Here is a 23,852-nt window from a genome sequence, read left to right on the forward strand (position 1 = left end):
TAGATCATCGCTAGGCGGAGGCCGGCGCGGATGAGGTCTTCGGCGGCGCCGGCAGAAAAAAACCGGACAGCTGCCAGGCGCAGAAGGTCCAGTCCGCGGCGCTCATCTTCGTCAAGAACGGCGGGTTGGTCGCCGACAGGCGCGCCATCATGGCGGTCATCTGCTTGCCGTCGAACCGCATCGTGCCCATCGGATCATCGGCGAACATGTCCATGATCACCGGGTTGCCGCCGACCTCGATGATGTCCATCGCGGTGGGCTTGCGGAAGAACAGCTCCTCGATCCGCTTCAGGACGTCGCCGTTCGGGGCCGTGATCTCGATCGGCTCCGAGAGCGTGACCTTCACGGCCCAGGGCGTGCCCGCACCGGCTGAGGTGCTGCCCTGCCGCTGCGGGGCGGGTTGCTGCGCGGGATCGGCCGCTGGCGGGTCGGTGAAGCCGTCCATCAGAACTCGCTCCCGCTCATGCCCTCGAACCGGACGCGGACCATGCCCTGCTCGGTGTTGATCTCGAACGCGGACTTCGTCCACGCCTCGAACAGCGAGTAGGTCTTTCCGCTTGCGGTGGTGGCGGTCACGGTCGCGTCCGTGATCGCCTCAAGCGCCTCGGCGGAGAAGCCCTGAGTGGTCGACACGTCGCACTCGATGAACTGGACGCGCGGCTTCTCCTCGTAGCCGTGTGTGCCGTCGAGACCGGCGATGCCGGTGCGCTCGACCTTCGACAGGCTGACGGTCACATTCGATCGCACGTCGAGTTGCACGCCGTCGGCCACGATCGAGGTGGTGCCAGCGAAACGCCTATTGGCCATGGGTCAGGCCTCCTGAGGGTGAGAACGGCCGCGAGGGCCCGGTGAGAGCCCGCGCGTCAGCTGGCGCCGCGACCGTACTGGAGGCGGAACTGACCCAGCACCGCGAGGGTGCGAAGGCCGTTGATGAGATCCGGCGGGTAGATGACGTTGAGGCGGGTCGGGATGTTGGAATCCCGCACCACGGTCAGATTGTCCCTGAAGCTGTTGAAGTCCTCGGCGAGACCGTCGGTGATCGCGCCGTTGTACTCCGAGAGGATCTCGGCCTTCATGAGCGACGGCGTGACGATCTTCTGACCGGCACCGAACTTCGTACCGTCATTCGCCAGCTTGCAGCGCCCGTACTTGGTCTCCGCCGCCGCGCGCAGCCGCCGGAATAGGCGCGCGTTGGTGAACTGGGTCGTGACCAGCTCGAACGCGTCGTCCCCCTGGCCGTACTGATTGCGCTGGTAGGTGGTCTGCTCGCGCAGGATCTGGATGGCGCCCGACGGCCCGACCGCCTGGATGGCGAGACCGGCGTTGGCGAGCGCCTCGCGCTGGTTGAAGTTGAACCGGTCCTGGCGCTTCGCCGGCAGCAGCCCGGTGAACTCCAGGGTGTGCAGCGGCAGCGCCGGGTCGCCGAGCAGGCTGTCGGCGGCCAGCGCCGTGTAGGCCGCGCACAACTCCCAGGTCGTGGCGAGCGTCAGCGGCTCGAACGACATGATCGAGGTCTGCGGCGCGTTGCGGGTCGCCCCGTAGGTGAGCAGGTTGGCGTAGGTGTCGCGGCGGGCCGAGAAAATCCCGCCGTACAGCTGGCGCTGCCAACCCCACCGTCCCGACTGCGTGAAGCCGTACTCGATCTCCCAGAGCGCGAGCGAGGCGGCATCGGTGTAGGGCAGGCCGACGTAGTCGTACTCGTCGTCGCCCAACGCCGGGATCGCGGCGGTGAAGTCCGGCACGCCAGAGCCGCCCGAGAACTGCGTGTAGGTCAGCGCGAGCCCGGCCGGCAGCACCTCGCCGTTCAGCGAGCCATAGAAGCAGTCGGTCAGGACGATGTCGTTGCCGGTCAGACCCGGCCAGTCGCAGGTCAGATTGACCTTCGCCGGGTTGGTGCCGTCCACCGCGGCCGACATCGGCAGGAGCTGCGCGGCGTTCACCGCGGCGGCGATCTTCGTCGCGATCTGCGCGGCCGTGTCCGAGCCGTTGGCGAGCACGTTGACGTTCTGGCCGGCGAGATAGAGCGGAATTGTGCCGGCCTGGGTCGCCGCCGTGGTGACGGTGATCGCGCCGGCCGCCGCGACGCCGGCCGCCGGATCGGCGACCGCCATCATCCAGAGCTCATGGTTCGGCGCGATCGTGAAGAACACGATGGCCATGCGATGCAGCATCGAGCCGAAGCCGAACAGCGCCGCAGCGTTGTTGGCCGAGCCGACGGCGATCGGCACGTTCTTGGCCGCGACACCACCGGTCAGCATCTGCCCGGTCAGCAGCGCGGGCTCGCGCTGCGTCGACAGGCCGGCCTGGCTGCCATCCACCGTGAGGTAGAACAGCGGCTGCTTGAGATTCGACGGGATGTCGGAGAGGGCGCCAGCGACGGGCATGGATCAGGCCTCCTGGGCTTTGCCCGGGGCGGGCGTGGGCGGGGTGGGAACGGGCGAGGCGCGGCGGCGCGACGAGGCGTCCTGCTCCGCAGCTTCTGCGACGCCTTCGTCCGTGCGGCGGATCACGCCGTCGAGGATGAGGCGGAGCGTGTACTGATCGGCGATCCAGTCGGCGCCGCCCTCGGCGGGCATCGGCCCCTCAATCGGATGCGGGGGCACCACCGTCTTCTTGGAGACGGGCTCCACATGGAACTTCATGACGTCGTCTCCTGGGAAACGGGGATGATGATGGTGGGGCCTTCGGTGCCCGGGTCGTCGCCGCGCTTCAGGGTCACGGCCATGTCGAGGAAGGCGTCGGGGACGTTCGGCGAGAAGTTGACCCAAACCCGGAACGTCATCTCCAGGCGGAGCTCGGCGAAGTAGGTCTCGCCGTCCTGCGGGTAGATCCGCCGCCGCGTGATGCCGGTCACGGCCTCGAACAGCGGATAGCGGGCGGGATCGTCTTCGTCCTTCGACAAGTCGACGCCGCGCACGAAGGTCGGATCGGACAGCAGGCGCGCCTCGATCGCATCGACTGCGGCATCATTCTGCCCGTCGAGCACGTCGGTCGTCGCGAACCCGCGCATGTCCGAGATGCCGATCGTCACCTCGGAGTTGAAGCTCGGCTCGCCCGCGCCGGCATCGCCGTCCGGTGCCAGCCGCTCGCCCATGATGAACACGGAGATCTGCGGCAGCTTATCGGGCTGCTGCTGCGGCAGCGGGATCTTGCGCGGCGGCGTCTTGTAACCCGGCAAGGTAGCGAGCCGGTCGACGATTGCGTCGCGGATCTTCGTCGCGTCGGTCGTCACGGACCGATGACCTTGAGCGAGAGCGAGGTGCCGCCCTGGCCATCGTCGTCTCCGTCCTCGATCTCGCACATGCCGATCCGCGGCAGCGACATGTGAGCCGGGATCTCGATCAGGTCGCCCGGCGCAGGCGGGATCGTGAAGTCGGCCGCCTGGATGCCCAGGCTGTGCACCTGCGAGGACATGATGCCGTCCTCGGTCGGCACGTCGACCGGCCGGCTCGCCCAGACGCCCCGCGAGGCGTAGGGCTGGCCGGCCGGGATGGTCACACCGCCCTCGGCGCGCTCAGGCTGTGAGGCCTGCGGCGTCACGATGATCGGCCGTGCGAAGATGTCGATGCACGGCGCGAGTGTGAGGGCGGCGAAGTCGATCACGGCGTCAGGCGCCGCGCGGGATCAGGCGGACGCGGCCGACCGCGGACGGGTTGGCCGCCGGCTCGGAGGCGTAGCCCATCAGCGTGGTGCTGGTGTTCGACGTGGTGGCGTTGCCGGCGGCCGGATCCCAGTAGATCGCCTGTCCGACGGTCCAGGCCTGGGCCGGGACCTTCGGCAGCTCGAACACGCCGGTCGTCTTGCAGGCGACGGGCGCGCCCTGCGGCTGGGTCGTGGTGGCGATGCCGACCATGAGGCCGATGATGACCGGCAGGCCGCTCACGGCGCCACCGGTCGGGGCCGGCACGGTGAGGGTGCCGGCTTCCTGGATGAAGTTCTTCATGGCGCGCTCCTGCGCCGGCGGGACGCGCCCGCGCGGACCGAGAGATCAGGGATGGGTGAGGATGCGACCGGCTATCGTGGCCGGCCGCGCGGCGATCAGGCGCCGACGTTGCGGTAGAGGCCGCGCCAGTGGAGCGCCTTCACGCCCGCGTCGATCCGGACCTTCATCTCGGTGCCGTCGACGGTCCAGCCGTCCTTCTGGTCGAGGAAGGGCTCCTCGACGCCGTCGAGGTAGGTGACCTCGATCGTGTCCTGCTGGTTCGGATCCGCGGCCATGTACCAGGCAGTGCCGGTCAGGCGGCTGTCGGAGATCGGGGTGAACATGTCCCGTATCGGGTTGGCCACGGAGGCCGGATCGCCCGGGTAGTTCGCCGAGGTGATCGCCACCTTGGTCGGCATCCACAGGGCGGGCGGGGTCAGCACGTATTTCGGCATGACGCCGCCGCCGGTGCCGATGCCGCTGGTGTCGGTTTGGACCTGCATGGCCGCCATGGCCGCCGCGAGATTGGCGACGTTCGGGGCGCCTGCCACCGTCGCGAGGTTGCCATGCGCCGCGTTGAAGAGCGCGACGCCGTCCTGCATGGTCGGGTTGCCGTTCAGCACCGCGTAGACGAGGTTGCCGATCGTGCGCTTGGCGGCGCGACCCATCCGCTCCGGCACCCGCTGGAAGAACTGCAGGTCGTCGTTGATGATCGCCTGCCGGGTGATGGCGAAGAGCTTACCGTAGGTCGCGACCTGCACCACCGTGCCGGTGTCGCCCATGGTGGCGTAGGTGTACTCGGCGCCCTCCTCGACCTTCCCAAGCGACGGGAATAAGCCCATGTCGACGCGGGAGATCGGGCGGAAGTCCGAGGCCGTGCCCTTGCCGGTCCAGAGCGGGAAGGTCTCGTCGACTTCTTGGTAGCCCTTCAGCACGGCACGGTAGGCGACGTTCTGGAGGATGCTCGGGAAGTCCGAGGTCGAGTTGAAGCCGGGCCCGCTGTTGCGGACGGTGAAGGCACGGCCGACCATGGCCATGCGGTTCTCGCCGCCGGACTTCATGTTGCGAACCGTCAGCGAGGAGCGGGCGAGCTCGGCCAGGGTCAGGCCGACGAACTCGTTGCCGCGATCCTTGTCCTCGGCGCGGGCGAGGCCGGTGCGGATCATCAGGCCGCGCTCGGCACCCTCGGCCCAGCGATCAACGGCGTCACGCTGCACTTCGATGCCGGAGGGGATCTCGCCGCCCCCCGGATTATCCTGCCGAGAGCTCTGACGACGTGACCATTCGTCCATCAAATCGTTACGTGCCTCGGCCAGCGGCCGGCCGTTGGCGAGAAGATTCTGCACGAAGGCATCGTCGGCAGGGATCCTGGCCGAGCGCGCTTGGGCAAGAATGCCGGAGGTACGAGCCCGCTCGTCGGCCATGACCGACTCGCGGATGGCATTCTCATCCAGCAGCGAGGCCGCCGGCGGCTTCTCCAGTGCCGCGATCTGCGCGCGGGTCGAAGTCAGCTGCCTGACCAACTCAGCGTGCTCTTCGTCGATGCGGCGCAGGGCGTCAGCATCGAGCTTGTCGTTGACCTCCGCCAACTTCGCAGCTGCGCGCTGACCCAGGTCGGTGGCCGTCGCCCGCAGCGAGACAAGGACTGGCGAAGCCTGCACGAAGAAGTCGTGGAGCGAGTAGCCATGAGCAGCCACATGCGCCTTTACGGGCAGAGCGGCTGCGAAAGCTTCGGGTACGAAGGTGGCAAGCATTGCGCCGGCCAACAGAATGGTCACGGCGCCAACCGACAGGCGGGCGACCGCGCGAGACGAGCGGGTCATGTTGATCTTCCGTGGGTTGGCCCGGGGCGAACAGCCTTTTTCCTGCGGCCCCGGACGAGCACAGGAAGGCATTCCGATGAGGTGCGCTTGCGCCTCAGTTCGAGATGTCGGCGGCGCGGGCACGCATACGCATGCGCGCCCTCACAGCATCCGCGACGCGAGCGATCGCACCTTGCGACTGCGCGTCCCCTGCGGGCTCATCAGCAACACGAGTTGCCGCGGCCTTCATCGTTGGAGCCGATGCAGCAACCGTCGATTCTCGCGCCGCGCGGGCCGACACCGGAGCGTTGAGACGCCCCAGATCCTCTCGGGTGAGCCGCGCGCAGGCGGCGATGGCCAAGCCCTGCTCGACCTCGTCGGCGAATCCGCGCGCGACCGCATCGTCCGCCGACATGAAGGTCTCGGCGGTCATCATCGCGTCGATCTCGGCCGGGTCGAGCCCGGTGCGCTTGGCGTAGATGTCGACGACGATCGCCTTCAGCCGGTCGATCTCGTCGGCCCGCTGGCGCATGTCCTCGGCGTCGCCGATGGCCACGTCCCAGGGGTTGTGGATCATGATCGTGCCGGTGTCGGCGATCGTGATCGTGTCGCCGGCCATCGCGATCACCGAGGCGATCGAGGCGGCCATGGCGTCGATGTGCACGTCGATCGGCTTGCCCGCGTTGCGCAGGGCGTTGAAGATCGACAGGCCCTCCATGACGTTGCCGCCCGGGGAGTTGATCCGCACGCTGAGCCGAGGCTGGTCGGCGAGCTCGATGATCGAGCCCATGACGTCGAGCGAGCGCACGATGGCGCCAACCGGATCGTAGGGATCCAGGTAGCTGTCGACGACGCCGTAGAGCATGATCTCGCCGTTCATCACGAGCGAGCGCGTGCCCTGCATGTCGGCGCGCGCGCCGGCGCCCTTCACGGGCCTGCGTGGCTTGGTCATGCGATGATCCGTGTTCAGGGGGCGAGCGCGTCCGGCAGCTTCGCGTTGTCGGACTTCTGCTGGGCACCGCGCAGGGTCGTGGTCCGCGGATCCGAATCGAGGACGATGCCGTGGGCGTCGACCAGGGCGTTGTCGGCGATCATGCCGGCGAGCCAATCGTCCGGATCGATGCCGTTCTTGCGCAGCTCCTCGCTGCGCCACGTCAGACCGTTACGGATGGCAGCGCTGGAGGCCGCGACTTCGGCCGCCGGATCCAGCATCTCCCACCGGGGCGGCGTCCAGCCGAGGGTGAACGGCTCGCTCGAACCTGTGGCGACCGCAGCCGCCTCAAGGGTCCAGGCGGCGAGAGGTCCCATCATCTGCGGGATCAGCATGTTCCAGCGCCAATCGTCGACCGACGTGTGGAACTCGATCCGGCCGAGGCGGCCGCTGATGAAGCTGACCTCGCTCAGGTCGACGGTGAGCGACTCGTAAGGGATGTTCAGGCCAGCCGCGATCTCGTGCAGGGTCGTCGAGCAGTAGGGCGCAAAATCCTGCGTGGTCGGGACTGCCGGGGAAACGACTCCCTCGCCGGGCCCCAGTCGCTCGATCATGCCCGGCTCGAAGCTCTCGACCGGGTATGGGCTTGCGCCGTCGTTCCCGGTGATCGAGCCGTCTCCACCGATCTCGCCTGCCGCGTCAAAGTCTTGATCTGTGGTGATGAAAGCCGCGAAGCAGGCGGCGATTTTCTGGCGCATCAGCTGCGCGTCGGTGTAGTCGGCGAAGTCGCGCATCCGCACCATGACGGGCGCGAACCACGAGACGCCGCGGACCTGGCCGGGCCGGTCGACGCGGTAGACATGCGCGACAAAGTCGGCCGAGACGCGCCGACCGCGGGGCAGGCTCACCGCGCCGCCAAACACCGCGCCCGGGTGCTGGTCGTAGAGGTAGTAGGCCACGCGCTTGCCGCGGAGATCGAACTCGATCCCCTGAATGCAGGTGTTGCCGTTCGCGAGCGGCCCGTCGAAGTTGGTGTCGAGGAAGTCGGGCTCGAGGACCTGAAGCTGAAACGGCAGCGCGTAGCCGTCGGTCGTCCGCCGCACCCGCTTCCGGATCAGGCATTCGCCCGCCTCGACGACGGTGGCCATCACCATGGCCTGGAGCCCGTAGAGGTTGGTCCGGCCGTCTGCGTCGATGTCCGTCGTGTCGAAGTGCAGCTTCAGCAAATCGGTGATCTGCTGCTTGCGCTCGGGCCGAGCCGCCTTGACCTGCGGCAGGATGCCGGCGCCGACGACGTTGTGCTTGATCGTCGACTTCGCCCGGAACGCGAAGGCGTTGTTCCGGACCATGTCCCGCGCCGCGTCGCGCAGCAGGCGCAGGGCGTAGCGGTTCTCGGCATTGGCGTCGGTGGAGATCCGGCGCCAGCCATTGGCGCGGCGGCCGAGCGTGGCGGCGTCGTAGAGGTTACGCGCCGTCGCCATCCGCTGAATGCGCTGGCGGGCAGCGATCCGCTTCTCGGCGCGCTGCGGCGCCACGTAGCCGATGACCCGGTCGATCAGGTTCGTCTGCTGCACGGCTCAGAATCCGGACCGGAAACCCGCGACCGTGCGGCGGCCGCGGCTGGCCAGCCCGAGCTGGCGACGCAGTTCGTCCCGCACCGAGCGCATCTCGGCCAGCGACCGGAACTCGGTCGACTTGCCCTCATACGAGGCGCGCGTGACGCCCGACGCGATCGCGGTCTCGATCGAGGCGAGCCGCGCGGTCAGGATCTGCGTCTGGGCGGCGTCGAGCGCCATGGCCGCTCTCGGGACCGAGATCAGCGGCCCCGGCGCGCGCCGGAATCCTGGGTCTTCTCCTTGCCGAACGAGCCGGTCAGGCCGTCGGTGCGGTTCGGATCCTCGGCAGCCTGACGGCCCTGGATCTCCGAGCCTTCGCCCGGCAGCCCGGCGATGGTCTGCTGCTCGGCCTCGGCCTGTGTCACGACCCGGCGCCCGGCATCATGCTCGGGGCGCGAGCCCGGCGGCAGCTCGGTGCCCATCTCGGCGGTGCCGGTGAGACCGGCCGGGACGACGGTCACGCCTTCCTGGGCGATCCGAACGGCGCTGACATTGCCGTAGGGATCATTCACCGCGGCGACGAGGGTGCCGTCGCGCAGCGCCTCCTGCACGTCGGCATCCGAGACGAACTCGACGGGCAGCTGCAGGTTGGTGCCGGAGGTGTCCACCGGCGCGCCGGGGTAGCTCCACACGCTGCCCACCTTGATGAGCGAGCCAGCGCCCTTGTCGGCGAGCGCCTGGAAGTCAGCCTTGGACGTGGTCATGGTCATCTCCTCGGTGACAGCCAGCCGGACCGCCGCGGCATCTGCGCGGGTCGTCGGGTCTGCGGTTGCTCGGGTCGTCGTTGTTCGGGTGCGGCTCGCGTGGCCTCGACCACGTGCGCCGGCGGGACGTTCGTCGGCGGCGGTGCCTCGGGCTGTTCGACCGGACCACCAACCCCGTACTCAAGACCGCGCTCGATCCGCTGCGGCAGCGCCTTCCGGACCGCGAGGCAGCCGACGAAGGTGTCGAGCGCCTCGTTGCGTTTGCCCTTGGGAGTGATCCAGACCACGACCTGCTGGCCGAGCCGGCGGCGGACCTCGCGACGCTCCGCGGTCAGCTGGGCGAAGTAGTCGGGCCCGAATCCGTCCGCCATCGGGAAATGGATCAGGCCCGGGTGCGGCTTCGGCGCCGAGCCGTCCTCGGGATGGGCGAGCGGCTCGATCTTCAGGCGGGCGTAGATCGCGTCCTTCGCCGCATCCACGCCCATCAGCCAGATCTTGTCGTTGGCCTTCGAGCGCGAAGAGCGCATCGGCCAGATCGGATACTTCCCGCCGCGGCCGATCGTGGCGAACACCCGCTGCCCGCGCCGGCGCCGGCAGTAGGCGACCGCCTGAGCCGCGTGGTTGAGGCCGCCGACGTCGACGCCGAACGCCGCGATGCGCAGCTTCCGGCCTGCCGTCGTGGTGAACACCCGCGCCCGGAGCGCATCGAGTTCGCGCCAAGCCTGCGGCTCGGCCGGGTCGAGGCTGATAACCTCGTAGAGGAAGGGCCAAGCCTCCTCGTCCTGCCCCCAGCCGACCAGCTGTACCTCGAGGCGGTCGCCCTGCACGTCGCAGAACCCGGTGATGACGCGCACCGCGTCGGGAAGATCGTCCGGTCCGTAGGGCTCAGCCCGATTGATCAGGTGCGAGCCGTCCATGCCCTCGCCGGCCTGATGCTCCCAGGTCTCGGCGAGGCCGGTGTTCGTCCACTTCCGCAGCTTCTCCGGATCGCGTCCGGCGTCCTTGAACTCGCGCACCACGTCGGCCAGGCGGTGCCGGGCCGAGAGCAGCTTCGAGACGTGGAAGCCGGCGTGGCCGTCGAAGGGTGAGCGCTGCTCGCAATGCGCGCAGAGCGAGCGGCCCTCGTCGTCCCAAATCTCCGGGGTCTGCTCCTCGCCGCAGCAGGTGAACCGCGCCGTCTGGCGCCAGCCCGCGTCGGTTCGATGCTCCAGCGCGCGCAGCGCCTCGCGCCGCTCGGTCTCGGTCCACGGCTCGCCGCAGGCCTTGCAGGTGATCACCGCCGATTCCGCGCGGTGGTAGACCACCTCGGCGTTGGGCGGCGGGTCGAAGGTCTCGGTTCCGTCCGCTAGCACCTTCAGCCAGCGCACCTGCGACCAGGCCAGCGTCTGCTCGTGCTCGCAGTGCGGGCAGGCGACGAAGCACTGGCGCCGGTCGCTCTTCTCGTACTCGCCGGTGATCCGGCAGGCGTCCTTCACGGTGGGCGAGCAGACCCGCACGAACTTGTGCCGGCGCACGTCCTTGTAGGTCGAGGCTCGTTCCTCAGCGAGCAGGAGGGGGTCGCCCTCCTTGCCGGCGCTCGGCGGGTACTTGTTGATCTCGTCACAGAGGATCACCCGCTTCGGGCGAGAGGCGAGATCGGTCGGCGATTCCGATCCGACGAAGTCGAGCGAGCCGCCCGGGTAATCCTTGTGCGTAATCGTGTTCTCGGAGCCGCGGGCCTTCGGCGCCTTGATCAGCTCCCGCAGCACCGGGGTCTCGGCGACCGTCGGCTGGAAGCGTTCCTTCGAGAAGCTCTCGGCCGCCTTCTGCGACGGCTGCACGAACAGGATCGGCGAGGGGTCGAGGTGGATGAAGTAGAAGGCCGTGTTCATCAGGAGCTCGGACTTGAGCACCTGGGTCGCGGCCACCACCGTGACGATGTGCGTTTCCGGGTCCGTGACTGCCCGCATCGGCCCGAGCGCCGCAGGCTGGACCGCCGTGCGCCACCGGCCAGGCGTGGCCGAGTTCTTCGCCGAGACGCGCCGGTAGGTGTCAGCCCACTCGACCAGGTCGAGCCGGGGCGGCGGCCTCAAACTCGTCCTCGCCCTCGCCAGCCTCGTCCTCAGGCTGAGGGATCCGTCGTGCGATGTCGCCTGGGTCATGCAACTCTTCCAGGGCGTCGCGGATCTCGGCCTCGATGCGCGCGACCTGCTTCGGCGTCAGGTCCGAGCCGAGCTTGCCGGCGATGCCCAACAGGCGCTCGCGCACAACGGCGTACTCGCGCTCGACCTGCTTTCCGACTTCCTCGATCGCGACGAGCTCGCCGCGCGTCACCGCATTCTGGAGCGCGGTACGATCCGCCAGTTCCTTGTCCTTGCGGGCCTTCTCGAACTCGCCATCCAGCGCGCCCGGCTTCTTCTCTCGGCCGGAAGCCGCAGCACGTAGCTGCCGGATCACCTCCTCGCGGACGATGTCGAGGTCGTACTCACCGGCGGGTTGCCGCTCGACGACGCCGCGGTCGAGCAGCTCGTAGAAATTCCGCTCTGCGAGGAACACATGGGCTGCCGCTTGGCCTACCGTCGCCATGCTGCTGACGCCCCCTTACGCTGTTTCATCGCTGGGAAAGGCCCGAGCCTCGCGCGTTACCTCCGGGGTGGTACCCCCGTGGAAGGACCCGAGGAACTGAGCACCCTCCTCGTGAGGCCCGGGGCAGGCTGGAGGGCCATGGGTCCTCCCTGCCTCGCTACCCTCCCGCTTCAGCCGGCGGCGCTCCTGAGCCGTCCTACGCGCTTATCTGCGCCTCGACGCCATGGCCGCGCGGATCCGATCCGGAAAGGCTCGCGCCACCTCACGCCGCATGACCATGTCGAAGTCCGGACGGAACGGCACGACGCCCTTGATCGGAGCGCTCGGCTTCAGCGTGTAGAGAAGCTTCAGCTTCCGGTTCTTCTTGCCGCCCGTGACCTGGTAGATCACGTCGCCCTTGCGGAAGGTGTTGGGCGCGGTGCCGGGTCGGAGGCTCTTCGGTACACCGCGGCCTGAGCGACGAGCCAACACCTTGCGATCCGGGATGGCGATCTTCGACTTGGTCGGCCGCTTGGTGCCGCCGTCCTCGTGAAGCTTCAGGTGTCCCCGGTTGCCGGCTCGCGTGCCCTCGTTCGTGACGGCGCCGCTGAGCTTGGTCTTGCTGGCGCGCTCCACCCTCAGAGCGTTGCGCAGGAAGTTCGGGTCACGGACCGAGACGTGGGCCGGCCACGTGTGGGTGATGAGGTGATCGCGCGAGGCGAACAGCCCGTCGTTCAGCGACTGGCTCAGCGCGAACGGGATCTGATCCTGCAGGGCGCCGATACCAGACGCCGCCCGCTCGAAGCCGCGCATGTCGAACTGAACCGGCATCAACGCCGCCCCGTCACGGCCTCACCCACCAGATCGAGCCACAGCACGAAGCCTGCGGTCATGACGGCGTGGCAGAGGTTGGCGTAGGCGATGAGGCGGGGATCGGGCATCGCGGGCTATGCGTGAAAGGCGATGCGGAAACTTCGTCGAGGGAATAGCTTTCCTTCAGCGATCCGGCAGGGCCTGTGTCGGCCTCACATCCGGTCGCGCTACGTGGCCCGTGCATATTCTTCGTCGGCCAGTGCAGGGCGAATGATAGGGACCGCCTATGGCAAGTCAAGCAGCCCATATCCATTAAGCCGCTCGTTCCACATCCTCGATCGGCAACCGGATGTCGCAGACCGAGCCCATCATGCTCAGCGAGATCACGCCGACGGCTCCGCCCTCTGCCACGGACACGAACGTTCCGAGGAAGCCGGCGAACGGACCGGACGTGGCCCGCACTGGCTCGCCTGACGAGATCGCGCCGATGGGTGTACGGTTGGTCAGCCCGTCGACCTCCTCCTGGCCGCGCTCGCGAAGCCAGCGCATGCCTACCGGGCCGATCTGAAGCGGGCCTTTCGTGGGCGACCCAAGGATGCCAACGAGCCCATGCACGTTGCGACCGTCGATGTCGCGTTCGCGGAGCACAGCCAGGGTTTCGTCGCACAGGCCACCGATGACGCCCAGAAACAGGTAGTGGCGCAGGATCGGGAACTGCTGCTCGCGACGTGGCACCCGGAGATTCGAGCGCACCGACCGGCGCCAGAAGAACTCGCACGGCACGTAGGCGAGGAATGGCGTCTCCCCAGCGCGACAGCCCGTGAGCGTCGCTTGGCGGATGCTGGCGGCGGCCGACAGCTCGCGGCTCGGCGCTGTGGTCGCGATGTACCAGCGCACAGGTGACCGGCGCCCGCCAAAATTCGGCACCACGTTGCGACGGCCTTCCTCGATCGGCACATCCATCGCGATCGTCGAGTTGTGCTGCGGCGTCGCCTGGGCGGTGTTGTAGCCCTTGCCGTGCTGTCCTCTGGGCATGTGCTGGCGGCCTCTGTGGGGTTATGCGACTGAATTCAGGCGGTGCGCTCGGCGCCCTCGAACGGCTCGCCGCCGGACTGAAGTGCGGCATCGATCTCGGCTTGGAGGCGACGCTTGGCGCGCTGCTCTCGGTCGCGGACCAGAGCGTTGGCGCGCTGCTGCTCCGTGCGCTCTCGGGCGATCTCGTCCTCGGTGCGGCCGGGCATTGAGGCGCTGCGGCCGAGCGCAGCCTTCTGCCGCTCCCAGCGCGCCAGGGCGTCGGCCCGCTGTTCCGGCGTCGTGTTGTTCTCGACGATCTCCGCGTCGAGAATCTGCCCGATGCGGTAGAGCTCGGCCTCGATCGGCTGGACGATCGCCCGGCACTCGGCGACCACGTCCGCGCTGGATGGAATGCCCCGCCCGTTCCAGGGGGCCTTCCACCCCGGGCGGCTGAACGCGACCCGGGCGCGCTCCACCGCCCACGTAGGCATGTCGCGGAGCGCCTCGGCGTACAGCTTTACCTTCACGTCGGTCTCTTCGCCCGAGGCGCCGAAGGTCTCGCCGGTCGCCATGATCGCGGCCAGCACGTCCTCCAGGTCCTCGCCCGGAGTGGCGCGGAGGGACGCCAGAAGCTCTCGGCGGCGGCTCTCCAGCGCGTCTCGCTCTGCGCCCTGCGGGGCCTGCGAAGCCGAGATGATCTTGCGCCCGAACTGCGACGGGTGATCGTCCGCCCGGTTAGTGAAGCGCCCCAGCAGGTCGCCCATCGCCCTCGTGCTCAATGAGGGGGCCCGAACCTCGGGAGCCGGCTGCGTCTTCCTGATCTCGATTTGCCTGCCGGGCATGGCGGGCCTCCATGCGTTCGATGAGACGGGTGGTTGCCGAGGATCGCTGCCGGGGCGAGGCGCGAGGCCGCGTCTGCGGGGCGTCCAGCACGGCGAGCACGTAGGGGATCGGGTTCTGTGTTCGGGCGGACTTGGCGGCCGCGATGGCGCCATGGATCCGCTCGGGATCGTGGAAACGGCGCAGCCACTGGCCGATCACGTCGCCGGCCAGCTTCGGGGTGCAGCCGCACTCCATCAGCCAGACCTTGCCGTCGAGCCAGAGGCGATCGGTCCAGGAAGCGTCAGCAGGCAGGGCGGCCGCCAGCCGGCCGGCCCGAGGCGGTAGCCTCGGAACTGTTCTGCTTGTGATGGTTCCCTTCTGATGGTTCCTCTAGTGATGGATTCCCGGCAGCTCCTGCCGGTTGCTCTGGCGCCATTTGCCGGTGGGTTTGGCGCGATTTGCCGGTTATCCGGCGCTCATTTGCCGGTTGTTCGGGCTTAACCGGCAGCTCCTGCCGGTTGACCAAATCCATGTCGAACTTGAGGATGTCGGTCGCCCGCGTGCCGTCCGGCCGCCACCGCTTCTTCCGGGTCAGCAGGCCGGCCTCGCACAACTCAGCGATGGCCGAGCGGACGGTGCGAACGCTCATCTCGAGCGTGTCGGCGATGGTCTCCTGCGCCGGCCAGGCGCGGCCCTTGTCGTCGGCATGATCGGCGAGGATCAGGAACACCGCTTTGCGAGTCTGGCCGCCGACGGTGACCTTCTTGGCCCAGTTGAGGACGTCGTTGCTCACCCGGGCCTACTCCGCCGCGTCGAGCAGCGGGAACAGGTCGGCGACCTTCGACGGGTCGCGATCCGGCTTCGGGCGCGCTGCGAGGTTGCGGACGGCCTGTGCGAAGTAGGTGTCCTTGAGCTCGAAGCCGACGCCGCGCCGGCCCATGTTTACAGCAGCCCAGACCTCGCTGCCGATGCCGAGGAACGGCGTCAGAACCGTATCGCCGGGCGCCGACCACAGATCGATGCATCGCTCGATGACGTCGAGCTGCAGCGGCGAGATGTGCTGCTCGTCCTGCTCGTCGCGCTCATCCTTCGCGGCCGGGTTCCAGCGGCGATTCTGAAGCGTGCGGTGCTGGTCGATGTCGCCCCAGACGGGCGAGGCGTAGCGCTGCCACACCATGATCGACGCCCACTGGTCGTAGGGCCAGGGCTTGTACGGGCCCGGACCCTTCCAGGCGGCGCGGCGCTGGTCGATCTCGTGCTGGTAGGCCTCGCGAGAGATGTCGAGGTCCGTCCCGACGAACTGATCGAACTGGCCAGCGATCGGCTCAGGGTTCTCGCCGGGCTTGCGGAAGGTGAGGACGTAGTCGGCCGCGGCCTGGCCGCTCAAGCTCGAATCCTTCACGATCTGCTTGTGCAGCAGCCGGATGGATTTCGTGCGCGTCATCGCGCCGACAGGATCCTTCCAGATGCAGACCTCCGAATGGAAGTGCCAGCCGGCATCCTCGTAGGCCCGGACGACCTCGCCGCGGAAGTCGCGCATGCCGATGAAGCCATCGCGCCGCTTGCTGGTCGGCAGCTGCATCACGTGGACCGAGTGCAGCCGGCCCGGCACGGTGACGCGCAGCAGCTCGCCGATCAGGAAATCGTAGTGCTGCCAGAACTGCGGGCCCTCAGAATTCGACAGGTCGCGCTCGTCGCGCGAGAACTTGTAGAGGCCCTCGAACGGCGGGGAGTGGATGCCGTAGTGAATGATGCCCGGCGGCAGAGCCTGGATCATCTCGCAGGCGTCGCCGTGGTAGATGGCGTAGTCCGGCGTGACGACTTGCTCGACGGCGCGGATCTCGGCGAGGTGGCTCATGCGGCGGTCTCCAGCCAGGCGGGAAGGGTGAGCGCCTTGGTCGGCGCGTAGACGGGGCGATCGCGCTCGGCACCGCGGACGGCAGCGGTGCTCAGGTCGGCCATGTGCGCCACCATCGCGGTGGCCATCCGCTCGGCGTCGGCCTCCTTGCGCTTCAGGTTCGCGACGACGGCGCCCTCGGTCTCGGCGGCGATGAAGTGCGCCGTGACAGGGCGGGTCTGGCCGAAGCGCCAGAAGCGGCGGACGGCCTGGTAGATCTGCTCCCAGCTATCGTTGAGCCCGACGAAGCCGGTATCGGCGCAGTGCTGGAAGTTGAGGCCGTAACCGCAGATCGAGGCCTTGGTGACGAGGACGCGGATGCGACCCTCGGCGAAGTCGAGGATCTTGCGCTCCTTGTCGTCCTCGCTGTCCGAACCGCGAATCTCGACCGCGCCCGGGATCGCCTGGGCGAGCGCCTCGCTCTCGGCGTTCAGGTTGCACCACCACGCGAACGGCTGATCGGCGGGGGTAATGGACGCGGCCAGCGCTACGCGCTCGGCGACGGTGTCACGCCTCGCCTGCAGCCGCTCGCGCATCGTGCGCGCCTCCAGCGGGAACAGCAGACCGGTGACGGCCGGATCATGCTCCGCCTTCACCGTGTGCTGCAGCTGCCGAAGCGCAGGCAGTAGGTACGCGCCGTCATCGTAGCCGAGATCGGACGGGCTGCGCAGCATGACGCAGAACGAAGCCAGCCACCGCCAAAACGCGGCCTCGGCGTGGCCCTTCAGGCGCCACTTCTGAGTCTCGCTGCCGTCGTGCACGAAGAACGTCGACAGCATGTCCGTGTAGGACATGGCGCCGAGGAACTCGGCGTGGTTGCCCAGCTCCATGAAGTCGTTGGGGGCCGGCGTCGCGGTCGCGGCGAGGCGGTACGGGATCGAGGCGCAGGCCGCGACCAGCTGCGTGCGATAGTGGCCTGTCTCATTCTTCAGGATGCTGGATTCGTCCAGGATCACCGCGATGAAGCAGGCAAGGTCGAAGTGCTCCAGCTTCTGGTAGTTCGTGACGTTGATGCCGGGGCCGCACTCGGACTGCGTCCGCACCTGCCGGGCGGGGATCCCGAACTTCTCGGCCTCGCGCACGATCTGCGCTGCGACCGCCAGCGGTGCGAGGTGCAGGACCATGCCGCCGGTGGCGCGATGGATCGCATCGCCCCAGGCGAGCTCCATCAGTGTCTTGCCAAGACCGGTACCGGCGAAGATGCCGGCGCGGCCGCGGCGGAGCGCCCAGCGCACGATGTCGGCTTGGAACGGGAACAAGGCCGGGCACAGGTCCGGCAGATCCGTCAGGCCGGTGAGCGGATCGACCCGGCGTTTTGCGGCAAGGAAGTCGTCGTAGCGCATGGCTGCCTCACGCGAGCGTCGGCATGACGAGGGCGGTGATCGGACCGCCGCCGCGGGCGCGCATCACGATCGGCGCTCCTGGGCCTGCATGGAAAAGCTCGACGACGTCGCCGCCGACAGCCTCCAGGCCCTCGCGCAGCATCCGGACGTTGCCGTTGAAGCCGATGCCGTCGCCGCCCTCGACCTCCAGCGTGTCGGTGATCGCGCCGCCCTTCGTGCTGCGGGACGCGATCGACAGTTCACCGCCGGACACGTCGATGCGGACCATGCGGTACTGATCGTCGGCGAGGATCTCGGCGCGGTGCAGGGTCTCGATGACCTGGCCGGCCGGGAAAGCAACAGCGCCGTCGAACGCCGGCGGGAAGAACTGCGAGCAATCCGGCATCCGGGCGTCGAGGAGCTTTGTCGTCAGCACGACATCGTCGGCGGAGGCGCTGAGCAGACTGGTCCCGATGCGGAGCTTCACCGGCCCCTTGGCGGCGCGCGCAAGCTTCACGATCTCCTCGGCCGGCTTGACCGCGATCATGACCGCGGGAAGATCCGCCCATCCCGCAGGGAGCGGCAGCAGCGCGCGGGTGATGCGCTTGCCGTTGGTGGCGATGCCTAGGAGCGTGGTGCCGTCGGCAGTCGGGCCGATGTGCACGCCGTTCACGAAGACGCGCTGGTCGGCGGCGTCCGCGCAGTGCAGCGGTACGCCGATGGCCTGGGCGAGCAAGGAGCCCTCGACCTCGACTTCGCCGGCCTCTTCGCCCGCAGGAAAGTCGGGGAAGCCGGAGGCGCTGAGCACGGGCAGCTCGAACGACGAGCGGCCGCAGCGCATCTCGATCATCCCGCTGCCGGATAGGCCATTCGCGACGATCACCGACCGGGCCGGAAGCCGCTGCAGGAGCTTGAACAGCGGCTCCAACGGCACGCAGCCATCGCCGGTCGCCTCTACGTCGGCCGGGCATCCCGTCTGCGCGAGAATATCGGTGTTGGTGGCCTTGACGGTCAGACGACCGTCCGTGGCCGAGATCAGGATGCTGGCGAGCACCGGCGTGTTGTCCTGACGGACCACGATGCTGTGCGCGTGCTTGAGGATGCCGAGAAGGACATCGCGCTCGACAGTAAATTTCACGCGGCGCACTCCAGCGAGAGGGGCAGCTGTTCGAATTTTGGCTCGGCGGCGCGATGCGCCTCGTAGGCATCGCGAGCCGCGTTGTCGGAACTGAACTTCGGGGAGACGGCGCACTCCAACCGACGCTCGGCGTCCGCGAGCAGGCCAGCCCGGATGAGGCTTTCAGCCTCGCCACCAATGCGATCGGCCAAGCCGCCTCGCGCGTCGCGCTGCGCCAGGGTCGTCAGAGCCGTCGCGGCATCTCCGGCGCGGAGGGCGTCAAGCGCATGCTCACAGCGGGCGAACGGGTCGACGTGTCCGTGGCCGTTCTCATAGTCGCGGTAGTCCCGCTCCGCGAAAGCCGGGAAGTTGCGAGGGACGCCCATCAGACCATCCCCAGTGCTTGCATGTAGAGCTCCAGGATCGCGTCTTGCTCCTGGCGTTCGCTATGGTCCTGCTTGCGGATTCGCAGGATCTCGCGGACCGCCTTCGCGTCGAAGCCGCGGCCCTTCAGCTCGGCGAACACCTCCTTGATGTCGCCGAGGATGCCGGCCTTCTCCTCCTCCAGCCGCTCCAGGCGCTCGATGAACTGCTTGAGCTCGTCGGCGGCGACGCCTTCGGCTGACGACACGTCGGGCTGTGCCATAGCGATGCCTCGTGGTGGTGATGGCGGGAGCCGCCCGCCGCGGTGAAGGTCAGGGCTGGCGCTGAGTGGCAGCGCGCGCCGCGTGGCGGCGGTCCAGATCGGCGTGAACGATGCGGATAACGTCAGGCTCGGCGATGCCGGTCGCAGCGGCGATGGCCGCGGTGTCATGCCCGGCGGCCCAGCGGCGCATCACCTCGGCGATGTCCTGGATGCGGAAGCGGTAGCGGTGCGGGTCAGGCAGCTCTCGTGCGACCGCAGAGGCTCGGTGAATGAGCGCCGTCGTCTTGACATGCTTCTGCGAGGTGATGGACGAGCCGCTAGTCATTGCCGGTCCTCGTCCACCAGCGCCGCAGACGCTCTCGCTGGACGTCCAGAAAGAGTACGAGCCGCGCGGACAGAAGCGCGATCAGACCCGAGGAGCGGTTCGGCGGCGGTCGCGGCATCGTCGAGTTTCCCCCGCTGGCGTTCGATCTCGTTGGCGTAGGCATCCGCGATGGCGGTGTAGACGTCGGCCCAGATCCGCTTTGGCGTGCGGTAGCGGAGAGACCAGAGCGTCCCGTAGTCCACGCCATGACGGCGCGAGAGGCGCCGCATCGCGTTGTCGAGGTCTCCTGGACCCCGGCTTTCCCAGCGCAGCAGATCGCTGAGCCGGGCTTTCGACTGAACGACTTCAGCAGTCGACATTTGCGTGTCCCGCAAAAGCTTCTTGCACATCTGCAAACCGACCCGTGGTGTCTTGAGGACACCCCAGGAGGCAGCGATGAGACGACAGGAGGTTCAGGCAGGTACGCACGAAGGCACAGACACCCAGGCCGATTGCTTGGCGGCTTCGCGGCAGGGGTGTGGGAGAAAGGGCCGGCGCCACGGAGGCACCGGCAGTCAGGGAGGAAACGCTCACAAGGAGCCGCCCCTGACGGGGCCTGAGATCGCGCGGCACGCGCGAAGAGGTGGAACCGATGCACAGCTCATTTCGAGCCGTTGACGACGACATGGCGGCGCACGCGATACAGTGTCCGGTGGCACGGAGACTGGTCGGCGCGGCCATGGCGACGGACGAAATCATTTCAGGCGACCCCGCGCAGGCGGCGAAGAAGGCCGGCAGCAACACGATCGCGAAGCGGCAGCCCGTTGGCGGCTTCGTTCTGGCCGACAACGACAACCGAGCGGGCGGTGGTCGCGGACGTCGGCACGAAGGTTGTCCCGGACTCGATGGCCGAGATCATCGCCGGCAGCCCGGGAATGGCCGCGCAGCGGTCGAGGAACACGGCGCCGCGGTCCAGATCCTCCGCATGGGCGCGGATCGCGTCGGCCATACCGCGCTGGCATGGTCCGGCGCTCTCGCCGCACATATGCGTCAGGTGATCGGTGCGCGCCGCGAGGGCGAGCGCGTCATCGGCAGCGACGCGCGCAGCGGCGGCCAGGGCTGAGAGATCGGGGGCGTTCTGCGTCACGCGGCGCATGCTCCGGTGAGAGGCCACCAACTGGGCGGCGCGGATACGCGGTGAGAAGGCGCGGGCTGCCGGAGCACCAAGAGCGACCGAGGGACGGCCGGCAGCCCTCCGCGACGGGCCAGCGGGGCAGCTGGCGTCGCGGATCGGGGAAATGAGCGGGGTGCCGGTTCCCAATCTGGGCAGATCTCGACCGGCACCCATCATCCGCGGTGTTGTGGTTGCGCTGGCACCGCGGAATGGGGGGATGATGAAGAGGGCGGCCATCACAGCTCACCCTCGAAGTCGTTGCCCGCCGGCGCGCGCGACCAGTGCAGCAGAGCCAGCATGGGTAGGAGCGCAGTGGCGAAGCAGAAGAGTTCCCAGCGGCTCATGTCAGCCCTCCGCCTGCTTGGCGGCGCGGGCCGCGCGCTCGACGCTGTTCATGAGAGCCCAGCGGCCGGCCAGGATCTCAGCGCTGGCGAGGTCGATGGCGGCCGAACACCATTTGCGGGCGCCCTGCGGCTTGATCCGCAGGTAGCTGCGTCCGTGTGCGTGCGTGATCTCGACCAGAGATCCGTCCGGCAGCTTGCGAGTGATCCGGGTGGGGGTGTTCGCGAGCGTGGTCATGAGGCCAACGCCTCGGGCTGAGCGCTGGCTACGGTCTCGATCGGTGAAACCGGCGGCCGCGGCACGTCAGACGGCCACTTACCACCGGCCGGCCAATGATCCGAAAGCCACTGGAACGAGGCGGCCAACGGCCGAGACCCGACATCGCCACCGCAACGCAGGATCCGCACTCGCTTGCCGTCGTTGAACAGCAGCGCCGAGACACGGGCGTCCGACACCTCGCGGGCTTCCCGAAAGGCGTCGATGACCCGCAGGAGATGATCGGTCGTGAGCATGGCTCTATAACTGAGGGCAATGTCCCCCATCGGTCAAGGGCTACATCCTCCTCCGGAACAAAAATAGTTGAGGGTATCGTCCCCCGCATGACGAGGGACATTCGCGAGCGCATAAGCGAGCGCCTGGAGGAGCTGAAGAAATCAGCCCGAGCTGCTTCATTGGATTCTGGGCTGGGCGCCACTGCGATCAAAGACATCCTAAAGCGCACGGACAATTCGCCGACGATGGCGACCGTGGAGAAGCTGGCAATCGGCTTGAATGTCTCGCCCTCGTGGCTCGCGTTCGAAGCTGGTCCGAAAACCCTCAGGGTTCAGGACCGCGGCGGCCTCACCAATGCCGGGCATCTGTTCACGCTCGCGCGCGTAGACGGCGCCGTGAAAGCTGGGGCGTTCCTGAGAGCGTCAGCGTTCGATGATGATCTAGGCGAAGCTATCTCCGCGCCGCGGGACCCGGATTATCCGGCCGCACGGCAGATCGCGTATCGGGTTGATGGCGACTCCATGAACGCGGCCAAGCCGCGGCCGATCATGGACGGCGACTTCATCATCTGCGCCGTTTGGTCCGACCTAGGCATCCGCCTCTCAGACGGTCAGATCGTCGTAGTTCAGCAGACGATCGATGGCGGCCGCCTTCGCGAACGATCGGTCAAGGCGGTGTTCAAGGCGCAAGGCGGCTGGGAGCTGCGGCCCCAATCGACGAACGCCGAGCATGAAGCGATCTTCATACCCGAGAACGATGCGCCGGATGACGGGCGCGAGGTCGTAGTGCTCGCGCTCGTCCGCTTCGTCTTCAACAACCAGGTCATCCGATAGAGGCCGGTCGCTCGTCTCCTGGCTGTCGCAGATAGACGACGCCCAGGATCACTGCGCCGGTCTCACCGCAGTAGATGCAATCGGGGTCGATCTCCTTCATCCCACCCCCTTCGTAGAACTCTTGAACTGTCGCGGGATCGTTGGGCTCGTCGGCGAGACGGACGATCTGTGAGCGCTCTCGGTCGCAGCAAACGCACCGCAGGCGGACGCTGAATGAGCGCTCTTGAAGGAGCGGAAGCGTCTCCCGAGCGAGTTCGCAATTCGACGGCATCAGCAACGGCATGGGCTATATCCCCTGTTGGATGTTGCCATGATGTTCTAGTGCCGGCGGGAGTCAACGGCGGGCGCTGAAATCTTTCTTGCGGTGGACAGATGGACGTTATGAGACTGATTTTATTGGGTTAAACCATTCATGTTCCGTGTGGACAACACAACCTGAAGGCGATTTTCGTTCCGCCGAGAAAATAATGGGGGCTTTTGCCCTCATATCGACTTGACGGGGGCAATGTCCCCCACTAGCTTTGGCTCATCGCAGCGACGCGATGGAGCCGCCCATGTCCAACCGCACGATCAGCTGGGCCGCCGCCCTTCGCGACCTGAAATCCGACAGGCAGCGGAGGAATGATGTGCGCGAGGAACGCTTGAAGACAACGGCCGGCCTACGTGGCGCGCCGGCACTGCCGCTCTCCGCTTGGCGCGGTCGCTCCGGTCGTCGGTACGTGGTCGGCGTGCACCCGATCGTTGGTCTGGACGCCGATGAGGTTGGCGAGGCCGTCTGCATCGCCGTGGAGCGCGGTACCAGCGGCATCGCCGAGCCGATCAGCGTCGTGTCCGGCCTGGACGCCGACACGCTGCGCCGCTGGACCGAGAAGGCCCGCAGCAAGGGCGCGACCGAGGTGCACGTGCACCGGCTCGCGGACAATGCCGCCGAGCGCTCAGACATCATCTCCGATCTCAAGCCGGGGGTCTGAGCAATGGCCTCGATCCGCCTCACCAATCTCGATCGCGACAACGTCGTGGCTGCCGCGCTCACCAGCGCATTCGCCGAGCGACGTGCCTCGCTTGATCTGGCCGCCGATAGGCTTGGTCGCACCTGCTACGACAGCGTCTTCAAGGCCTCCGAGCGCAAGGCAGCCGCAGCTATGCCGAAGGGCTGGCTCCGCCTCGATAGCTGTCTGCGGTTCAATGTCGGCGGCCTCGACGTGGTGCTGAACCTAGTCGGCGAGGGTGTTCCCGTGCCGGGCGGTGCCGGCCGCGACTGTCGCCGCCTCGGCGCCGTAGCTGACCCCGATCTGGTCGGAGCTGTTCAGGCGCATCTCGCAGACGTCGAGCGCCTGAAAGACGATCGGGCCAAGGCAAAATCGTCGCTGCGGGCCCTGCTCTACAGCGTCTCGACCGTGAAGGCCCTGCGCGAGCTTTGGCCCGAGGGTGAGCCTTTCCTGGCTGGTCTTGCCAGCAAAGCCGGCGCGCCTGGCCTACCCGCTCCGCAGATCTCCGAACTGAACGCGATGCTCGGCCTGAAAGAGGCCGCCTGACTCATGGCCGAGATCCTCGCCT

At 67.9% G+C, this 23,852-nt stretch carries 32 protein-coding genes; 3 read left to right on the forward strand and 29 right to left on the reverse strand.

All coding sequences use genetic code 11. From position 1 onward, the window contains the following. Positions 1-10: 10 nt before the first annotated feature. The 28 genes from ABIE45_RS22475 to ABIE45_RS22610 all read right to left on the reverse strand — a co-directional run bounded on the left by ABIE45_RS22475 (position 11) and on the right by ABIE45_RS22610 (position 21,482). Positions 11-445 carry a phage tail assembly protein gene (locus tag ABIE45_RS22475; protein ID WP_192708248.1) on the reverse strand — a complete coding sequence of 145 codons (435 nt, stop codon included), beginning with the start codon at positions 443-445 and terminating at the stop codon, positions 11-13. Further along, positions 445-807 carry a phage tail tube protein gene (locus ABIE45_RS22480; RefSeq protein ID WP_192708247.1) on the reverse strand — a complete coding sequence of 121 codons (363 nt, stop codon included), beginning with the start codon at positions 805-807 and terminating at the stop codon, positions 445-447. The genes ABIE45_RS22475 and ABIE45_RS22480 overlap by 1 nt, the downstream gene beginning before the upstream one ends. A gap of 56 nt (positions 808-863) precedes the next feature. Further along, positions 864-2,384 carry a phage tail sheath subtilisin-like domain-containing protein gene (locus tag ABIE45_RS22485; protein ID WP_192708246.1) on the reverse strand — a complete coding sequence of 507 codons (1,521 nt, stop codon included), beginning with the start codon at positions 2,382-2,384 and terminating at the stop codon, positions 864-866. 3 nt (positions 2,385-2,387) lie between these two features. Then, positions 2,388-2,642, reverse strand: coding sequence for a hypothetical protein (locus tag ABIE45_RS22490; RefSeq protein WP_192708245.1), 255 nt, complete (start codon positions 2,640-2,642; stop codon positions 2,388-2,390). Continuing rightward, on the reverse strand, positions 2,639-3,232 hold the full coding sequence (locus ABIE45_RS22495) for a hypothetical protein (protein WP_192708244.1): 594 nt from the start codon (positions 3,230-3,232) through the stop codon (positions 2,639-2,641). The genes ABIE45_RS22490 and ABIE45_RS22495 overlap by 4 nt, the downstream gene beginning before the upstream one ends. Further along, positions 3,229-3,603 carry a hypothetical protein gene (locus ABIE45_RS22500; RefSeq protein ID WP_192708243.1) on the reverse strand — a complete coding sequence of 125 codons (375 nt, stop codon included), beginning with the start codon at positions 3,601-3,603 and terminating at the stop codon, positions 3,229-3,231. The genes ABIE45_RS22495 and ABIE45_RS22500 overlap by 4 nt, the downstream gene beginning before the upstream one ends. Before the next feature lie 4 nt (positions 3,604-3,607). Next, complete coding sequence (locus ABIE45_RS22505; RefSeq protein WP_192708242.1) at positions 3,608-3,943, reverse strand: DUF2190 family protein; 336 nt, start codon at positions 3,941-3,943, stop codon at positions 3,608-3,610. Between the two features lie 95 nt (positions 3,944-4,038). Further along, positions 4,039-5,745 carry a hypothetical protein gene (locus ABIE45_RS22510; RefSeq protein WP_192708241.1) on the reverse strand — a complete coding sequence of 569 codons (1,707 nt, stop codon included), beginning with the start codon at positions 5,743-5,745 and terminating at the stop codon, positions 4,039-4,041. 94 nt (positions 5,746-5,839) lie between these two features. After that, positions 5,840-6,676 carry a head maturation protease, ClpP-related gene (locus tag ABIE45_RS22515; protein ID WP_192708240.1) on the reverse strand — a complete coding sequence of 279 codons (837 nt, stop codon included), beginning with the start codon at positions 6,674-6,676 and terminating at the stop codon, positions 5,840-5,842. Positions 6,677-6,690: 14 nt separating this feature from the next. Further along, positions 6,691-8,229 carry a phage portal protein gene (locus ABIE45_RS22520; RefSeq protein ID WP_192708239.1) on the reverse strand — a complete coding sequence of 513 codons (1,539 nt, stop codon included), beginning with the start codon at positions 8,227-8,229 and terminating at the stop codon, positions 6,691-6,693. Between the two features lie 3 nt (positions 8,230-8,232). Beyond that, positions 8,233-8,451 (reverse strand): phage head-tail joining protein, encoded by a 219-nt coding sequence (locus ABIE45_RS22525; protein WP_192708238.1) that lies wholly within the window; start codon positions 8,449-8,451, stop codon positions 8,233-8,235. 20 nt (positions 8,452-8,471) lie between these two features. Then, the gene (locus tag ABIE45_RS22530) at positions 8,472-8,975 is read right to left on the reverse strand and encodes a hypothetical protein (protein WP_192708237.1); all 504 of its coding nucleotides are present in this window, start codon (positions 8,973-8,975) and stop codon (positions 8,472-8,474) included. Positions 8,976-8,977: 2 nt separating this feature from the next. After that, positions 8,978-11,047, reverse strand: a complete 2,070-nt coding sequence (locus tag ABIE45_RS22535) for a terminase gpA endonuclease subunit (RefSeq protein ID WP_192708236.1) — start codon at positions 11,045-11,047, stop codon at positions 8,978-8,980. Next, the gene (locus tag ABIE45_RS22540) at positions 11,007-11,540 is read right to left on the reverse strand and encodes a hypothetical protein (protein WP_192708235.1); all 534 of its coding nucleotides are present in this window, start codon (positions 11,538-11,540) and stop codon (positions 11,007-11,009) included. Before ABIE45_RS22540 ends, ABIE45_RS22535 begins: the two co-directional genes overlap by 41 nt. 204 nt (positions 11,541-11,744) lie before the next feature. Beyond that, positions 11,745-12,350 carry a hypothetical protein gene (locus ABIE45_RS22545; RefSeq protein ID WP_192708234.1) on the reverse strand — a complete coding sequence of 202 codons (606 nt, stop codon included), beginning with the start codon at positions 12,348-12,350 and terminating at the stop codon, positions 11,745-11,747. Between the two features lie 294 nt (positions 12,351-12,644). Then, positions 12,645-13,367: a hypothetical protein gene (locus ABIE45_RS22550; protein ID WP_192708233.1), complete on the reverse strand. Its 723-nt coding sequence runs from the start codon at positions 13,365-13,367 to the stop codon at positions 12,645-12,647. Between the two features lie 35 nt (positions 13,368-13,402). Beyond that, entirely contained in the window at positions 13,403-14,110 is a 708-nt protein-coding gene (locus tag ABIE45_RS22555; protein ID WP_192708232.1) for a hypothetical protein, read from the reverse strand. 359 nt (positions 14,111-14,469) lie between these two features. Beyond that, positions 14,470-14,961 carry a helix-turn-helix domain-containing protein gene (locus tag ABIE45_RS22560; RefSeq protein WP_373622538.1) on the reverse strand — a complete coding sequence of 164 codons (492 nt, stop codon included), beginning with the start codon at positions 14,959-14,961 and terminating at the stop codon, positions 14,470-14,472. A gap of 6 nt (positions 14,962-14,967) precedes the next feature. After that, positions 14,968-16,026, reverse strand: a complete 1,059-nt coding sequence (locus tag ABIE45_RS22565) for a DNA methyltransferase (RefSeq protein ID WP_192708230.1) — start codon at positions 16,024-16,026, stop codon at positions 14,968-14,970. Then, positions 16,023-17,408 (reverse strand): helicase, encoded by a 1,386-nt coding sequence (locus ABIE45_RS22570; RefSeq protein WP_192708229.1) that lies wholly within the window; start codon positions 17,406-17,408, stop codon positions 16,023-16,025. Before ABIE45_RS22570 ends, ABIE45_RS22565 begins: the two co-directional genes overlap by 4 nt. A gap of 7 nt (positions 17,409-17,415) precedes the next feature. After that, positions 17,416-18,525, reverse strand: a complete 1,110-nt coding sequence (dnaN, locus tag ABIE45_RS22575; protein WP_192708228.1) for a DNA polymerase III subunit beta — start codon at positions 18,523-18,525, stop codon at positions 17,416-17,418. Continuing rightward, the gene (locus ABIE45_RS22580; protein ID WP_192708227.1) at positions 18,522-18,890 is read right to left on the reverse strand and encodes a hypothetical protein; all 369 of its coding nucleotides are present in this window, start codon (positions 18,888-18,890) and stop codon (positions 18,522-18,524) included. The genes dnaN and ABIE45_RS22580 overlap by 4 nt, the downstream gene beginning before the upstream one ends. Further along, positions 18,890-19,150 (reverse strand): DUF2312 domain-containing protein, encoded by a 261-nt coding sequence (locus tag ABIE45_RS22585; RefSeq protein WP_192708226.1) that lies wholly within the window; start codon positions 19,148-19,150, stop codon positions 18,890-18,892. The genes ABIE45_RS22580 and ABIE45_RS22585 overlap by 1 nt, the downstream gene beginning before the upstream one ends. Positions 19,151-19,199: 49 nt before the next feature. Further along, complete coding sequence (locus tag ABIE45_RS22590; protein WP_192708225.1) at positions 19,200-19,475, reverse strand: hypothetical protein; 276 nt, start codon at positions 19,473-19,475, stop codon at positions 19,200-19,202. Further along, on the reverse strand, positions 19,472-19,834 hold the full coding sequence (locus tag ABIE45_RS22595) for a hypothetical protein (RefSeq protein WP_373622539.1): 363 nt from the start codon (positions 19,832-19,834) through the stop codon (positions 19,472-19,474). The genes ABIE45_RS22590 and ABIE45_RS22595 overlap by 4 nt, the downstream gene beginning before the upstream one ends. A 380-nt stretch (positions 19,835-20,214) precedes the next feature. Beyond that, a complete protein-coding gene (locus ABIE45_RS22600; protein WP_192708223.1) occupies positions 20,215-20,865 on the reverse strand; it encodes a hypothetical protein in 651 nt (216 codons plus the stop codon). Between the two features lie 108 nt (positions 20,866-20,973). Further along, complete coding sequence (locus tag ABIE45_RS22605) at positions 20,974-21,207, reverse strand: hypothetical protein (protein WP_192708222.1); 234 nt, start codon at positions 21,205-21,207, stop codon at positions 20,974-20,976. Next, on the reverse strand, positions 21,204-21,482 hold the full coding sequence (locus ABIE45_RS22610; RefSeq protein ID WP_192708221.1) for a hypothetical protein: 279 nt from the start codon (positions 21,480-21,482) through the stop codon (positions 21,204-21,206). Before ABIE45_RS22610 ends, ABIE45_RS22605 begins: the two co-directional genes overlap by 4 nt. An 87-nt stretch (positions 21,483-21,569) precedes the next feature. On the opposite strand from ABIE45_RS22610, the gene ABIE45_RS22615 reads away from it, so the two are divergent. Next, entirely contained in the window at positions 21,570-22,295 is a 726-nt protein-coding gene (locus ABIE45_RS22615) for a LexA family transcriptional regulator (RefSeq protein WP_192708220.1), read from the forward strand. Here ABIE45_RS22615 and ABIE45_RS22620 read toward each other — a convergent pair. Next, complete coding sequence (locus ABIE45_RS22620) at positions 22,285-22,578, reverse strand: hypothetical protein (protein ID WP_192708219.1); 294 nt, start codon at positions 22,576-22,578, stop codon at positions 22,285-22,287. The genes ABIE45_RS22615 and ABIE45_RS22620 overlap by 11 nt on opposite strands. 271 nt (positions 22,579-22,849) lie before the next feature. On the opposite strand from ABIE45_RS22620, the gene ABIE45_RS22625 reads away from it, so the two are divergent. Next, positions 22,850-23,266, forward strand: a complete 417-nt coding sequence (locus ABIE45_RS22625; protein WP_192708218.1) for a hypothetical protein — start codon at positions 22,850-22,852, stop codon at positions 23,264-23,266. A gap of 3 nt (positions 23,267-23,269) precedes the next feature. After that, the gene (locus ABIE45_RS22630) at positions 23,270-23,830 is read left to right on the forward strand and encodes an Nmad5 family putative nucleotide modification protein (protein WP_192708217.1); all 561 of its coding nucleotides are present in this window, start codon (positions 23,270-23,272) and stop codon (positions 23,828-23,830) included. The last annotated feature ends 22 nt before the right edge of the window (positions 23,831-23,852 follow it).

Origin of the sequence: Methylobacterium sp. OAE515, assembly GCF_041806315.1 — a bacterium.
Classification (GTDB): Bacteria; Pseudomonadota; Alphaproteobacteria; order Rhizobiales; family Beijerinckiaceae; genus Methylobacterium; species Methylobacterium tardum.